This is a genomic window from Moorena sp. SIO1G6 (assembly GCF_010672795.1).
GTDB lineage: Bacteria > Cyanobacteriota > Cyanobacteriia > Cyanobacteriales > Coleofasciculaceae > Moorena > Moorena producens.
This window is the reverse complement of sequence record NZ_JAAHFZ010000030.1, coordinates 65,078-79,010: the sequence shown is the minus strand read 5'-3', so window position 1 is coordinate 79,010 and position 13,933 is coordinate 65,078. Positions and strand designations below refer to the sequence as shown.

General features: G+C 41.6%; 13 protein-coding genes. 3 read left to right on the top strand and 10 right to left on the bottom strand.

What is annotated here, in order from left to right; all coding sequences use genetic code 11:
* The first annotated feature begins 199 nt into the window (after nucleotides 1–199).
* The gene (locus F6K63_RS24115) at nucleotides 200–412 is read left to right on the top strand and encodes a hypothetical protein (RefSeq protein WP_287313297.1); all 213 of its coding nucleotides are present in this window, start codon (nucleotides 200–202) and stop codon (nucleotides 410–412) included.
* Nucleotides 413–590: 178 nt separating this feature from the next.
* Here the strand turns inward: F6K63_RS24115 and F6K63_RS24110 are convergent, their stop codons facing one another.
* Nucleotides 591–833 (bottom strand): hypothetical protein, encoded by a 243-nt coding sequence (locus tag F6K63_RS24110; RefSeq protein WP_287313296.1) that lies wholly within the window; start codon nucleotides 831–833, stop codon nucleotides 591–593.
* A 156-nt stretch (nucleotides 834–989) separates the two neighbouring features.
* Here F6K63_RS24110 and F6K63_RS24105 point away from each other — a divergent pair, with 156 nt between their 5' ends.
* Nucleotides 990–1,265 carry a hypothetical protein gene (locus tag F6K63_RS24105; protein ID WP_287313295.1) on the top strand — a complete coding sequence of 92 codons (276 nt, stop codon included), beginning with the start codon at nucleotides 990–992 and terminating at the stop codon, nucleotides 1,263–1,265.
* A gap of 88 nt (nucleotides 1,266–1,353) precedes the next feature.
* On the opposite strand, the gene F6K63_RS24100 is transcribed toward F6K63_RS24105, so the two are convergent.
* The 6 genes from F6K63_RS24100 to rpsG all read right to left on the bottom strand — a co-directional run bounded on the left by F6K63_RS24100 (nucleotide 1,354) and on the right by rpsG (nucleotide 11,780).
* Nucleotides 1,354–4,395: an RNA-directed DNA polymerase gene (locus tag F6K63_RS24100; protein WP_287313294.1), complete on the bottom strand. Its 3,042-nt coding sequence runs from the start codon at nucleotides 4,393–4,395 to the stop codon at nucleotides 1,354–1,356.
* Complete coding sequence (locus F6K63_RS24095; RefSeq protein WP_287313300.1) at nucleotides 4,392–6,848, bottom strand: 3'-5' exonuclease; 2,457 nt, start codon at nucleotides 6,846–6,848, stop codon at nucleotides 4,392–4,394. Before F6K63_RS24095 ends, F6K63_RS24100 begins: the two co-directional genes overlap by 4 nt.
* A 576-nt stretch (nucleotides 6,849–7,424) precedes the next feature.
* Nucleotides 7,425–7,742, bottom strand: a complete 318-nt coding sequence (rpsJ, locus tag F6K63_RS24090; protein WP_008179644.1) for a 30S ribosomal protein S10 — start codon at nucleotides 7,740–7,742, stop codon at nucleotides 7,425–7,427.
* A gap of 98 nt (nucleotides 7,743–7,840) precedes the next feature.
* Nucleotides 7,841–9,070 carry an elongation factor Tu gene (tuf, locus tag F6K63_RS24085; RefSeq protein WP_287313293.1) on the bottom strand — a complete coding sequence of 410 codons (1,230 nt, stop codon included), beginning with the start codon at nucleotides 9,068–9,070 and terminating at the stop codon, nucleotides 7,841–7,843.
* Nucleotides 9,071–9,093: 23 nt separating this feature from the next.
* Nucleotides 9,094–11,169 (bottom strand): elongation factor G, encoded by a 2,076-nt coding sequence (gene fusA, locus F6K63_RS24080; RefSeq protein ID WP_071106975.1) that lies wholly within the window; start codon nucleotides 11,167–11,169, stop codon nucleotides 9,094–9,096.
* A 140-nt stretch (nucleotides 11,170–11,309) separates the two neighbouring features.
* Complete coding sequence (gene rpsG / locus F6K63_RS24075) at nucleotides 11,310–11,780, bottom strand: 30S ribosomal protein S7 (protein WP_008179641.1); 471 nt, start codon at nucleotides 11,778–11,780, stop codon at nucleotides 11,310–11,312.
* 186 nt (nucleotides 11,781–11,966) lie between these two features.
* On the opposite strand from rpsG, the gene F6K63_RS24070 reads away from it, so the two are divergent.
* Nucleotides 11,967–12,116, top strand: a complete 150-nt coding sequence (locus F6K63_RS24070) for a hypothetical protein (RefSeq protein ID WP_154659673.1) — start codon at nucleotides 11,967–11,969, stop codon at nucleotides 12,114–12,116.
* Here F6K63_RS24070 and rpsL read toward each other — a convergent pair.
* The 3 genes from rpsL to F6K63_RS24055 form a co-directional block, all read right to left on the bottom strand.
* Nucleotides 12,109–12,480, bottom strand: coding sequence for a 30S ribosomal protein S12 (gene rpsL, locus F6K63_RS24065; RefSeq protein WP_008179640.1), 372 nt, complete (start codon nucleotides 12,478–12,480; stop codon nucleotides 12,109–12,111). The genes F6K63_RS24070 and rpsL overlap by 8 nt on opposite strands.
* Nucleotides 12,481–12,568: 88 nt before the next feature.
* On the bottom strand, nucleotides 12,569–12,913 hold the full coding sequence (locus tag F6K63_RS24060) for a HesB/IscA family protein (RefSeq protein ID WP_008179639.1): 345 nt from the start codon (nucleotides 12,911–12,913) through the stop codon (nucleotides 12,569–12,571).
* 535 nt (nucleotides 12,914–13,448) lie between these two features.
* Nucleotides 13,449–13,877, bottom strand: a complete 429-nt coding sequence (locus F6K63_RS24055; RefSeq protein WP_008179636.1) for a phosphomannose isomerase type II C-terminal cupin domain — start codon at nucleotides 13,875–13,877, stop codon at nucleotides 13,449–13,451.
* Between the last annotated feature and the right edge of the window lie 56 nt (nucleotides 13,878–13,933).

Here is a 13,933-nt window from a genome sequence, read left to right as displayed (position 1 = left end):
TTCTTGGCATCGTTAGAGCTGGATTCTACACTTCAATTATACTCTAGCGCTAAGTAAATGTCAATGTCCATTTTGTGGTATTAAATACCGATTTATCCCTATTTTTAAGGGTTTAATTGCGAGGCTGAACCTCCCAGGGAACAGTATATTGTGATAATGATTATTTTTATTGTTAATAATAATCATTTTTAGTAAATAAATGTTACAATGCAGGCGGTTAGAGACTTACCATGGTAAGCAAGTGGGCTTGGTCAGTGTTGGGAGAATGCGATCGCGTAGCGTAGCCCTTCGGGCTAATCGCCTTTGGCGCGGCTGTGGCCTTTGGCCACGCTGCGCGAACGGCGATGAAGCGAAGCTTCCGCTAAAAGCGATCGCACGCCATCCTAGTAGCAAAAAGATGATGCCCCAGTAAACCGACTTGCAATGCAGCCAAACTCTCCGCTACTTGGGGAATATCTCTGTGAAACTCAATCAAAAACTCCCACCCTTCCACTCCAGCACGTTTATAGCTGCCGCCAGTTTTCGGTCTGTAAACCAGGTTCACCTTTAATAAAGTCGCTGCATGACGCAAGTATCGAGAAGGTATCGCATCAGAATAATTCCGGTTCACGAGGTGGCAGGAGTTGATCACGATAGGACTCGAAAGCCGGGAAATCAGGAATTCCTTCATAAGACAATACGGCATCCGACCACTGGGGAATAGAGCTAGGTGCCGTTTGGATTAGCTGGCGTAACGCTTGGAGAACAAGGGTTTGGATCGGGACATTTGATTGAACTGCTTGGCAGATGAGGTCTTGTTCGAGATCTGGAGGTAGGTCGATTGTGATTTGCATAGGTCAGATTCTTGGTATTAAAGTTTTGAATTTTTATTGAAGTTGAGGAGCTTGCGGTCTATAAGGCATTATTGTCCGAGAGTTAGTTCTATCAGTAAAGTTTCTAAGCTTCGATACAAGCAAATTAATGCTGCTCTGTAACCAGACGGATCGATAGTGCTTCGTCAATGGAGTAGTCAGATTCTAAATGCTTCCCTCAAGGGAATTTTTAATGTAGCTTCGGTGGCAGAAGCCCACCACAGATCAGCTAATCCTACTTATGTTATCTATGATAGTCACACAAACCAGGTAATCTTGCTGGTAGTGGAGTATCACTATCAAAGTACCTGTGCTAGGATTCTTGAGAAGGGTTTACCTGCTATTGTGGCTTGGCGTTTGGCTAGGGAGTTAGAGTTTGCCGAGAAAGCTGAAGTTTCTAGCTATGTTTGCTAGACATAGGGTGCAAAGAGAAGATGGTAAAGTGATAGTAGATAAAGTATGACTGTTGCTAGTTTTCTCTACCTGTATAGGCTACAGTTCCTTAATACGCTTCTTGATCACTATCATTTGGTGCTTGTCCACTGTAGTACTTTTGTCGAATAATTTTAGGCTCTGGTAAATCAAATATGGCAGATGGATTACCTTCAAGAGCAAGATTTTTAGCAGTAACGAGCATAGGATCATTTCTATTAACCTGTAACTCTTCTACAGCTTTAGGTTCAAACTGTCCCAAAATCAATAGATAGTTTTTCTGTAATCTTTCTGGTGGTTTAGAGCTAAGAGCAATCTTTACTGCGTCAATATGATGCTTTTGTTTAAAATCGTTATATTTGTGCCCTAGATATAACCAGGTTTCAGTTGCCATCAAATTTTCGGCAATACTAACTGAACTATCTAAACTAGTAGCAAATTCAACAATCAATTCCCATTCTTGATCAGAGATTTTTGGGAAGAAGCGCATTGCCCTGATTGTAACTGCTTTTAGATACTCAACAGGCTCTTCAAGGTTTTGATAATGTGTCAGTAAGCTTCTGATTTCAGCTATATAGCCTTGCTTGGCTAGATTCTCCAGCACATTGATAGGATTGCGAATAATCCAAAAAGCTTTACGAAAAATTTCCATTAAGGTGCTAAGTATATCCTCAAATCCTAAAATAGAAAGCCTATAGAGGGCAAAACGAATATATCTCTCCAATTTCCGTGTCTGATTTGGATAACTACCATTTAATTTACACAGTGCTTGCCAGCTATCCTCTAATAAATCAACTAGGTCTTTACGCAATTCATCTCTATTTTTACTCCAAACATTATTAGAAGTAATAAAAGAAGCAGACCACTGACGAATTGCCTTAAAAGATTCATCATATGGCAGTTGTGTATACTTTAATTCTCCTTCTAATCCAAAAACGTCTTTCTGTTTTGCCAAGTCTCGCTCACGGCCTTTGGCATTATGCAAATACTTATATATTTTGTGACTTAGATCTGTATCATTTATATAAATTTTGATCTCTCTTAGGCATTGTTGATAATGATGAATATGATACCACCATAGTTCATCCTTGTGAAAGGCACTCTTAAAAATAGCGCGGTGTTCTGAATTCATTATCCACAGTGGATTGACCACACAATCAAAGCGATCGCTCAATTCATCTAGACATTGATCTTGATCAGATTGCTCTAAAAAGGAAGAAACCTGGTATATTCTCTCTGTTTTATTTTCGTTGAGATTTAGTCCTAGGTTTTGTAACTCATCTTTTACAGTATTTTCAATTACCTCCATATCTTCTAGGTTGGGAATGATGAAAATCATATCATCTACATAACGATGTAGTTCAACTCCCCATTCATTACCACTGCCAAATTTGGCATCCACTGAAGTTAAATAAATATTTGCATAAAAGCCTGAACCAATATTTCCCTGAGTAATACCCTGACCTAATTTATGTTGATCAATATTTTTAGAAAGTAATAACCTAATCAGCCAACGTACCCGTTCGCTTTCTGTTAATTCCCTAGACAGTTCATCACAAAGCTTTTTTTGACTAATTTTTGTATAAAATGATTCAATGTCTAGTCTGAGGATTGCCCCATTAGGATATTTTTCAGCACTATTACGTGCTTTTTTAAGGTAATCACGATAAGCTTTAAAATAATACTCATAAAGATATTCTGTATCTCGTTGTTTACCAGAGATTCTGTAGGCGTAGCTACTACCTCTTAGTTGAGATGACTTGTCACCTAATTTCTGAATAATGGCGACGGATAAAATTTCTTCTTCAATCCGTGAAAGTCCTCTTGGACGAGTCTTTCCCACATTCTTAGGAAATTTATAATAAATGGTTTGATCTACTAATGCAACATCACTAGCATAAGCACATAATTGTTCTTGTAAATTTAAAATATTGAAATCTAAATTAGTTTCAAAAATACGCACTTCAGTTTCATCATATAAAGACTCCGATAAGAGATTGCGACGTGCCCTAGCCCAGGCTAATTTGAGATTATCAAGACTTATAACTTCATTCCAATCTTTATCTTCTGCTAGATCTGCACTCCAGATTGTCTGAAAATCAGCATAAAACTCCGTATGATACGTTACGCTGTATCTATCTCTCCAATAGCAGTTTTCTGGATTTTTAAAATGAACAATATGATTATTTGAACTAATTTCATCAATAGTATGTCGATTACCTACAATTTGATGTAGGTTTATCATCATTTCCTTAATTCTTTCAGCCAAAGTTACTTTACTATTTGTGCTCAATTGCACTTGGCATTCCATATTTTTAGTTCCAACAGTGACAAGGTGCATCACATCAATTGGCACTGTTTCTATCAAGTGTTTGTAAGCTAGAGCTTCAGAAGTTCCAAGACCTAAGTTATCCTCTGTAGATGCTCCGTCAATATCAATACCTAAAGACCTTAGTTCATCATAATCTTCTTGATCAGTTCTGTAGGTTTGACTGAATGGAGAAATAACATTTAGCTGCATTACTAAGACATTGGACAAACATGGTAGTTCAGATGATGACAGTTCACTCTGTAGAGATATTTCTATTTTAGCTGTAGCATCAGGAAAACCATTAACTATATGTTTAAATTCTATGTTGACTAGATCAGAACAAGATGATTGTAGATTTTCCATCATCTTAATATAAAGACCAATAGCCCGGAAGCTTGGATCGATTCCAATAAAAAGGATATTTACATCATTGGTAAGATCGCCTTTCTCCTTTAGTTTAAGAACTGTTTCCAAAAATGCTGCAGAACCAGCACCAGCACCACAACCCACATCTAAGACACAGACTTTTTTTCTATGTCTTAGCCAAGTTATAATTTGTTCTATTCCAATAATGGACTCTAATGTATGTGCTGCTTTAAAATAATGTGTATGAAAGAAAGCATAATATTGGAAAGCAATATGTTTCCAATCAGTTTTTTGAAGTTTATTTTTTAAGTCACTGTATTCTAAATTTTTGTATCCCTTGGCTAGCTCAATACCATCAAGCCACTCATGTACAGCAGTGTAAACATCGGCAACAATAGGATGAAAACGGCGATATGTAGGTGGTTGTTCAGTCACTGAATGCACTCCTTTGGGATTTGAATAATAAAGTTACTAATTTTTTTTGAAAAACCGGTAGCATCTTGGGAATAAGCTGATATAAATAACCTCTGTTTAGCCCTAGTCATGGCCACATAAAACAACCGCCTTTCTTCTTCGAGATTATTATCGCGAACACTAAAATAACTAGGAAATTCATTTTGAACAGCACCGGCAATGAAAATACTGTCAAACTCTAAACCTTTGGATTGATGAACTGTGATAATTGGAACTTGATTATTGTCTTGAGAAACTCGATCTAAGTTTTTGGCAAGAGCCGTAAATTCAATAATGCTACGTAAAGCTGTGTCAGGGTGCAAATTTGGATCGTCCTGTGCTTGGAAAAACCGTAAAAGATTGTGGATATTTTGCAGGCGTTTATTTTGAGATTGATAATAATTGTATAGTCCAGATTCTACCAATAATTTATCTAGCAAATCTGAAGGTCTTAATGATTGGCTGACATCGCGCCAGTGCTCTACCTGTTCAGCAAGTCCTTCAAATACCTCGCCATAACGGTACACTAAAGCTTGACGATAATCCGCTCTTCGTTCCACCAAAGGTATGAGTAGCGCTAACAAATCAATCGTGGTTTCCACATCATCCATTGCCTTATGGCTAGGTAGGTGGGTAAGATTGAGATGGTCTGCCAAAACTTCTAAACTGTAGCGCTCAGATTCAATGAAGCGATTGGCTAGTTCTAGGGTGTCCTCCCATTGCAGCTTTTTTGGATAACTAATACCAGCTTTTTGAGCTTGAGCTGTCACCATCTTAATATCAAAGCCCACATTGTGTCCAACTAGCAGAGAATCCCCCACAAACTCGAAGAACTTAGCAAATACATGTTTAGCATTTCTACCATTTTCTGCCAAGAAGCGATCGCTATGTCCGTGTATTCGTTCCGACTCACTAACGCTGACAGTATTAGTAATGTAAGCGTGAAATCTAGCCTGTTTTTTTCCATCAACTAGACGAATTGCTGCAATTTCCACCACTTCGTCTTGACTCACTGAAAACCCTGTTGTTTCCACGTCAAAAACTGTTACGACTCCAGATGAATAGGCGCTTAAAAGTTCACTAAAAGGATCTCCATCGTTAAATGTGCGGCTTGATACCATGTCAGTTAAACTAAAGCCACAATTTTTGCCTTGTTCAATTACAGCTTTAATCGTCCCATCACCAATTCCACGACTTGGACGTAGCAACATCCGACGCATTGCCCCTGCATCAAAAGGATTTATAATCAGACGTAGGTAAGCAAGAGCATCTTTGACTTCCTGTCGCATGAAAAATTGGAATTTCTCAACTGTAATACAAGGAATACCCATGGGCTCCAATATCTGACTGATAATTTCTGTGCGTTTATGGTTACGAGCAAGAACTGCTACTCGACTGTAAACAAAATCCTTTTTATTACTGGCTAGTTGCTGGATTTGTCCACCAATCCACTCTGCTTCCGTCCACTCATTATTTGCTAAATGGAATTGAATCAAATCACCATCTTTACACTCAGGCGCTGGTGTAATGTTTGTTTGTCGATGTTCAAAGGAATCTGCAAATCCAGAAGCAGCATTCAGCAGGACTTTTGTTGCTCGATAGTTCCAGGTTAAAGAATAGCTTCTAGGATTAAAATCATGATAAAATTGTTTAATTACCTTCTCTGGTTCAGAACCTCGCCATTCATAAATAGTCTGATCTAAATCTCCAATCATCCCTAAATTACCACTGTTGGCAGCCAAGTGCTTGACAATACCATACTCTGACAGATGGGTGTCTTGAACTTCGTCAACTTGAACAAAATCAAACTTATCTGTCCAACGTTGGCTAATCTCTGGTTCATGGTGTACCATGAGACGAACATAAAATATCAGATCTGCAAAGTCTAAGGCATGACGCTTTTGAAGGATAGTTTGATACTGAGCAGCACATTGAGCGTAGTTATTCCCTAATGGGGCATATAGATTTTCAACCAGATTATCTAGAGATAATTTACAGTTTTCAGCCTGAATTTTGCACTTAACTAAGCTAGAAAACAACTGCTGGGCATCTCTATCTTTCAATACATGGAAAACTTCTTTAACCAATTCGAGACAATCATTATCGTCATAAATCACGAAATCTGTTGGCAATCCAATCTGACGAGCTTCCATCCGTAGTATGGAGGCACACAAACCATGAAAAGTTTTAATTGTTAGGTGTTGTAGTTGTTCTGGACAATACTGAGATAACCGCCCGCTCATTTCCTTGGCAGCTCGATTGGTAAAGGTCAGGCATAGAATTCGTTGAGGAGAGATACCCTGATTAATTGCACATAAAACCCGCTCTGCTAAAACACGAGTTTTGCCTGTACCAACCGGAGCAAGTACCAAAATTGCGCCTTCTACGTGGCTAGCGATCGCATTTTGTTCTCGGTTAAGCTCGTTGCTGAACATCACGAGGTGTAACTAAATTTTCATTATAGGTAATTCTTTGGTGTTGCGTCACTAGTGGAATGCTTAACCAGAAAGGGAAATTTGTTTATACTTTAAAAATAACTAATCAGCCTGATTGATAACTGCATCAAGACAATTGATGAACCTATTGATGATTTTTTTTGCTATGATAGGATCGGGCATTGCATATTTTTTTTTAGTAAACCATTCTTTGCGTCAGCAACGCCTACCTTTCTTTTGACCCTCATAGACTGCTCTATTCCTTCAAGACCATGAGGGCTACTTTCCTTATCCAGTCTGCTTTATGACTTACTTGTCGCCCCCGCAGGGAGCAGCAATAACAATACCTTTGACCAGGCTTTTGTGTAATATTTTGCTCACTGTCTTACTGCTGAAGCCTGGTGGGGTTTTCCCATTATATCTTTTCTAGTTTATTTAGAAGAAAAGTTGATGAGTTGCGATTTTACTTCTAGTTGAATACTTATAATTTTTGGTTGATTGTCAATTTTCCATTAACAATCAACCAAAGGCTATCAATCATCTTATTTTATCAATGATTACCGGGACTTTAAATCCTTAAAGCTTAACTTCAATATCAACTCCAGCAGGCAAATCCAATTTCATCAGAGCATCAATAGTCTTTGAAGAAGGCTGATAAATATCAATAATCCGTTGGTGAGTACGTGTTTCAAAGTGTTCCCGAGAATCTTTATCAACGTGAGGCGATCGCAAAACACAGTAAATACGACGTCGAGTGGGTAAGGGAATCGGGCCAATAGCTGTAGCATTTGTCCGGTTTGCTGTATCTACAATCTTCTCACAGGAAGTGTCCAGCAAGCGTCGATCAAAGGCTTTTAGTCGAATCCGAATTTTCTGCTGTTGAATAGTTGCCATTTGTTTAGTTTTCTAGGTTCTTTTCTTAGCGTAAATAAACATTAATAAAGAGCAGAGAAGTTAAAACTTCCCTGCTCCTACTCTATAGTAGAGTACTGCTATTCCAGGATCTTGCTGACCACACCTGAGCCGATGGTGCGACCACCTTCACGGATAGCAAAGCGCATTCCTTGTTCAATCGCAATGGCGTTGATCAGGCTCACCGTCATTTTGATGCGATCCCCTGGCATCACCATCTCAGCTGTAGAGCCATCGTCAGCAGTAAAGGCATCAATAGTGCCGGTCACATCAGTGGTTCGTACATAGAACTGAGGGCGATAGCCGGAGAAGAAGGGAGTATGACGTCCACCTTCTTCTTTCTTCAGGACATATACCTCAGATTCAAACTTGGTGTGAGGGGTGATTGAACCGGGTTTGGCAAGTACCATACCCCGCTCAATGTTCTCTTTTTGGATACCCCGCAGCAGTAGTCCAACATTGTCTCCAGCCATCCCTTCGTCTAGGGTCTTCTGGAACATTTCCACACCAGTTACGGTGGTGTTACGGGTCTCTTTAAGCCCGATGATTTCTACCGTCTCACCAACTTTAACCTTACCCCGCTCGATTCGACCGGTGGCAACAGTTCCCCGACCAGTGATGGAGAAGACATCTTCTACTGCCATCAGGAATGGCTTATCGATATCCCGCTCTGGTGTGGGAATGTATGAGTCTACATTAGACATCAGTTCTAGTACCACATCAGTCCACTCATTGTCACCTTTGCCAATGCTTGGATTCTCGGTCAGGGCGTTTACAGCCATTAAAGCTGACCCAGCCACAATCGGGATATTGTCCCCGTCAAAGTCGTATTCGCTCAACAGTTCCCGAATTTCCAGTTCTACTAGCTCTAGGAGTTCTTCATCATCTACTTGGTCTTTCTTATTTAAGAAAACCACGATGTTAGGAACTCCCACCTGCCGAGCTAGGAGGATATGTTCTTTAGTTTGTGGCATGGCACCGTCAGCGGCAGAAACCACCAGAATTGCCCCATCCATTTGCGCCGCACCCGTGATCATGTTTTTCACATAGTCAGCGTGGCCTGGGCAATCTACGTGGGCATAGTGGCGATTTTCGGTTTCGTACTCAACATGAGCAGTATTGATGGTAATCCCCCGTGCTTTTTCCTCAGGAGCTGCATCAATTTCCTCGTAGTTCCTCGCTTTTGCCTTCCCTTGAGCCGCCAATGTCATAGTAATAGCAGCAGTTAGGGTAGTCTTGCCGTGGTCTACGTGACCAATCGTGCCAATGTTGACGTGGGGTTTATTCCTTTCAAACTTTTCGCGTGCCATGAATTACATGTTCCTTTTTTTTGTTATGCGTTCCCTTGATTCTTAGCAATGATGGCTTCTGCCACATTGCGAGGTACTTCATCATAGGTGTTAAACTCCATAGAGAAAATACCCCGACCTTGGGTCTTAGACCGGATATCCGTAGCATAACCAAACATCTCTGCTAATGGAACTTTAGCAGTGACTTTGGCAATGCCGTCTTCAGAACCCATACCTTCAATTTGACCACGGCGGGAGTTGAGGTCACCCATGACATCCCCAAGGAAGTCTTCGGGCACTTCAACCTCAACTTTCATCATAGGCTCTAGGAGTACTGGCGCAGCCTTCATCACAGCATTCCGCATGGCCATAGAACCAGCAATCTTAAATGCCATTTCTGAAGAGTCTACGTCGTGATAAGACCCATCTACTAGGGTAACTTTCACGTCGATCACTGGATACCCTGCTAGAATTCCCGATTCACAGGCTTCCTTCATCCCTTGTTCAGCAGGAGAGATGTACTCTCTCGGTACAGAACCACCTACGATCTTGGAGACAAATTCAAAACCACTACCAGTATCTCCTGGTTCCAATTCAACAATAACGTGACCATACTGACCTTTACCGCCACTTTGACGGATAAATTTGCCTTCCGCCTGGACTGATTTACGAATCGTCTCTCGATAGGCTACCTGGGGAGCGCCCACATTCGCTTCTACCTTAAACTCTCGCAGCATCCGGTCTACCAGGATTTCCAAGTGCAGCTCACCCATGCCCGCAATCACGGTTTGGTTGGTTTCTGGGTCAATGCTGACCCGGAAGGTAGGGTCTTCTTCAGATAGGGCTTGGAGGGCTTTGGATAGCTTCTCCATATCCTGCTTGGTTTTTGGCTCTACTGCCACCGATATCACTGGTTCTGGAATAAAGAGAGATTCCAAAATAATCGGAGACTCTTCGTCACAAATAGTATCCCCAGTGATAGTATGCTTCAAACCAACCGCAGCGCCCAAGTCTCCAGCCCGCAACTCCTCTACTTCAATCCGGTCATCAGCTTTCAATACAATCAAGCGAGATATCCGTTCCTTCTTATCCTTAGTGGAGTTGAGGACATAGCTCCCCTTCTTCAGTACCCCAGAGTACACCCGTAGGAAAGTTAGGCGACCATAGGGGTCTGCCATAATCTTAAATGCCAGAGCTGACATAGGGGCTTCGTCATCAGCCACCCGCTCGACGGTTTCACCCTTAGGCATAGTACCTTGAATTGGCGGAACATCAATCGGAGCTGGTAGGTAATCAATAACCGCATCCAACAGCAGCTGAACCCCTTTGTTCTTGAATGCAGAGCCACACAGCATGGGAACGATTCTGCCCTCAATGGTTCCTTTGCGCAGGGCTTCACGAATTTCCTCTGCCGTGATTTCCTCTCCTTCAAGGTACTTCTCAATTAACGCCTCGTCAGTTTCAGCCACCGATTCCACTAATTTGGCATGGTATTCTTGGGCTTGCTCTTTGACCTCTTCAGGAATTTCTGTATCTTCGATGTCAGTTCCCAGGTCATTGGTGTATATCTTGGCTCGCATCCGCACCAAGTCAACAATTCCTCTAAAATCCTTTTCACTGCCAATAGGGATTTGGATGGGAACAGCATTGGAGCGCAATCGGTCACGAACTTGCTCGTAGACCTTGAAGAAGTTTGCTCCTGTCCGGTCCATTTTATTAACAAAAGCAATTCGAGGTACCTGATAGCGGTCTGCTTGCCGCCAGACTGTTTCAGACTGAGGCTGGACACCACCTACGGAGCAAAACACAGCAATCACACCATCCAATACCCGCATGGAGCGTTCCACTTCAATGGTGAAGTCAACGTGACCGGGAGTATCGATAATATTAATCCGATGCTCTCGCCAGTTGGTGCTAATCGCAGCAGCAGTGATCGTGATTCCCCGCTCCCGCTCTTGGTCCATCCAATCAGTTACAGCTGTACCTTCATGGACTTCACCAATTTTGTGAACAATTCCGGAATAAAACAGGATTCGTTCAGTTGTTGTTGTTTTGCCCGCATCAATATGAGCTGCAATTCCGATATTGCGTGTTTTCTCAAGGGGGATGGTGCGTGCCACGGTTACCTCCTTTATCTGGTGCCACCATTTCCTCACCAGGTAGCTATCTATTTACAATTTTATACTTTTTTTAAGTTTTTTAGGCATTTGTGGACATTATCTTATGGCTACCAGGTTCTTGTTCTGAACTTTTAGGGTAATTAGTACCGATAGTGGGCAAAAGCTTTATTTGCCTCGGCCATTCTATGGGTTTCTTCACGCTTGCGAATAGCATTTCCGGTTTCATTGGCAGCATCCATCAGCTCATTAGCCAATTTGCTAGCCATGCTCCGACCGGAGCGACTTCTGGAGAATTTAATCAGCCAGCGTAGGGCTAGGGTAGTCCCTCGCTCAGCCTTTACTTCCATAGGAACCTGATAGGTTGCCCCACCAACCCGGCGAGCCTTGACTTCTACTAGAGGCGTCAGGTTACGCACAGCTTTTTCAAAAGTTTCTATGGGATCAGCTCCAGTTCTTTCTTCAATGATTTTCATTGCGTCATAGATAATTCGGTAGGCAAGGGATTTCTTGCCATGACGCATCAGTCTACACCCCAACATACAAATCAGGCGACTGTTATAGACTGGGTCAGGGGGGACAGGACGCTTTTTAACAACTGAGCGACGAGACATAAGTAAGCTTCAGAAAAAATCAAAAATACAGTTTACTATTAAAAATTAACCAAGGCAAACAAATACACTCCTGTGATTAACCCTAGTGTGATTAACCCTGGTGCGATTAACCTTGGTTATACAGTTAGCTTATGGTTGGTCTTGTAAATCCTGTTTTTGTTTACAGGTTGTACGAGAAGCTAATCAGTGCAGCTTTCTAGTATGCCTAGGCTTCAGGAATTGAATCTTTCCTTGGGCAACGACCAAGCGCTATTTATCGGCATGGGTGAGATTACAGCAACTCTATTGCTGGAAGTCTCTTACTGTAGAGGGGTTAATGCTCGTGAGTTTACTTAGGGCGCTTCGTCCCATACTTAGAACGACCTTGACGCCGATCCTTAACTCCTGCCGTATCAAGGGTACCCCGAATAATGTGATATCGCACTCCAGGTAAGTCCTTAACACGACCGCCTCTGATCATCACGACGGAGTGTTCTTGTAGGTTATGACCAATACCAGGAATATAAGCTGTTACTTCAAATCCTGAAGTCAGACGAACCCTTGCCACCTTTCGCAAGGCTGAGTTCGGCTTTTTGGGTGTGGTTGTGAAGACTCTAGTACAAACACCACGGCGCTGGGGACATTGTTTCAGCGCTGGGGACTTAGTTTTCTTCTTAGCTTTGAAGCGCTCGTTACTAATGAGCTGCTGAATGGTGGGCATGGGTTACGGCTTAATAAACATTGGTTGATTGAACTTAATCAACTACAAACAAACCAAAGGTAATTATACCAATAATAACACTATGGTGTCAATCTGGCTCCTGTGATGGGTCTACACGAAAGGAATTACCGCAGTCGCAGCTTTCTGAAGCGTTAGGGTTATGGAAGCGAAACCCTCCTCCCATGAGGTCTTCTGAGTAATCTAGAGTTAAGCCATTGATAGTTTTTAGGCTTTGCGGGTCTACTATGACACTGATGCCATCACACTCATAGACCTGATCCTCAGAATTGATCACTTGCTCAAAGTCAATAGTGTAGTAAAAATCAGCACACCCCCCCTGGCGCACACCTAGACGTAATTTGGCCTCTGGCTTTTGACCCTTGGACTGTACACGTCTAATCTCACTCGCAGCAGCTTTACTCAGTTTAATCATTAACGATAGTAACTATACGCAACAACTAGCACCAGCTAATGTTACCTCAAAAAGGAATAGTCATTAATCATTAGTCATTTAATTTGCCACTGCCAAGAGGCTTTTTTGGGCATCCTAAAGACTTATAACTAATGACTAATGACTACTAACTAAAGACTTACAACTAATGAGCCCTTTGGGTAATTCAAAATTCAAAATTCAAAATTCAAAATTCACGCATCAAGTTTAGAACAAATTTTGAATTAATTAATTCCGGGTACAAGCCCCCCGGGGAATTAAAAATTAAAAATTAAAAATTAAAAATCTAGAATTGTCCGAATCATTTTGAATTAATAATTTTGAACTTTGAATTGGAGCGTTCGCGCAGCGTGACCTACGGTCAAGCGAGTTGTGGTCTTCAATCAGTGGCGGGTACAAGCCCCCACTGATTGTCATTTTGAATTAATAATTTTTAATTTTGAATTGGAGCGTTCGCACCTCAAGGAGCGTCGGCAATGCCTATAGCGTGACCTACGGTCAAGCGACTTGACTCAATCTATTTGTCTTCTGCTTTGCTACGGGCATAGTCATCTTCAAAACGAATAATGTCATCTTCTCCGAGGTATTCTCCATTCTGAACTTCAATTAAAACGAGGGGAATAACACCAGGATTCTCTAGTCGATGAGCATGGCCTTGGGGAACATAGGTTGATTGATTTTGATGAATAATTTCTTGTTTATCGCCACAAAGAACTTTAGCTGTACCACTGACAACAATCCAGTGTTCGCTCCTATGGTAGTGCATCTGTAAACTTAAGCGATGACCCGGCTTGACTTCAATGCGCTTGATTTTGTATCCCCGTCCTTCTTCTAAGACAGTGAATGACCCCCAAGGTCGTAGTTCGGTAGCGGCAACGCCTTCAGCTACTCGGGATGACTGTAGGGTAATTGCGGAAACTTGAGAAATTTCTTTTGACTGAACCATGGTTTTGTTCCTGAAAACGTCTAGCTAAGTGATTTTGGGAAAGTTGACTAATCGGT

Bases quoted from the DNA above. Each gene is read 5' to 3' on its own strand.
- F6K63_RS24115 (WP_287313297.1), top strand. From the start codon at position 200: ATGTTACAATGCAGGCGGTTAGAGACTTACCATGGTAAGCAAGTGGGC.
- F6K63_RS24110 (WP_287313296.1), bottom strand. From the start codon at position 833: ATGCAAATCACAATCGACCTACCTCCAGATCTCGAACAAGACCTCATC.
- F6K63_RS24095 (WP_287313300.1), bottom strand. From the start codon at position 6,848: ATGTTCAGCAACGAGCTTAACCGAGAACAAAATGCGATCGCTAGCCAC.
- rpsJ (WP_008179644.1), bottom strand. From the start codon at position 7,742: ATGGCAACTATTCAACAGCAGAAAATTCGGATTCGACTAAAAGCCTTT.
- tuf (WP_287313293.1), bottom strand. From the start codon at position 9,070: ATGGCACGCGAAAAGTTTGAAAGGAATAAACCCCACGTCAACATTGGC.
- rpsG (WP_008179641.1), bottom strand. From the start codon at position 11,780: ATGTCTCGTCGCTCAGTTGTTAAAAAGCGTCCTGTCCCCCCTGACCCA.
- rpsL (WP_008179640.1), bottom strand. From the start codon at position 12,480: ATGCCCACCATTCAGCAGCTCATTAGTAACGAGCGCTTCAAAGCTAAG.
- F6K63_RS24060 (WP_008179639.1), bottom strand. From the start codon at position 12,913: ATGATTAAACTGAGTAAAGCTGCTGCGAGTGAGATTAGACGTGTACAG.
- F6K63_RS24055 (WP_008179636.1), bottom strand. From the start codon at position 13,877: ATGGTTCAGTCAAAAGAAATTTCTCAAGTTTCCGCAATTACCCTACAG.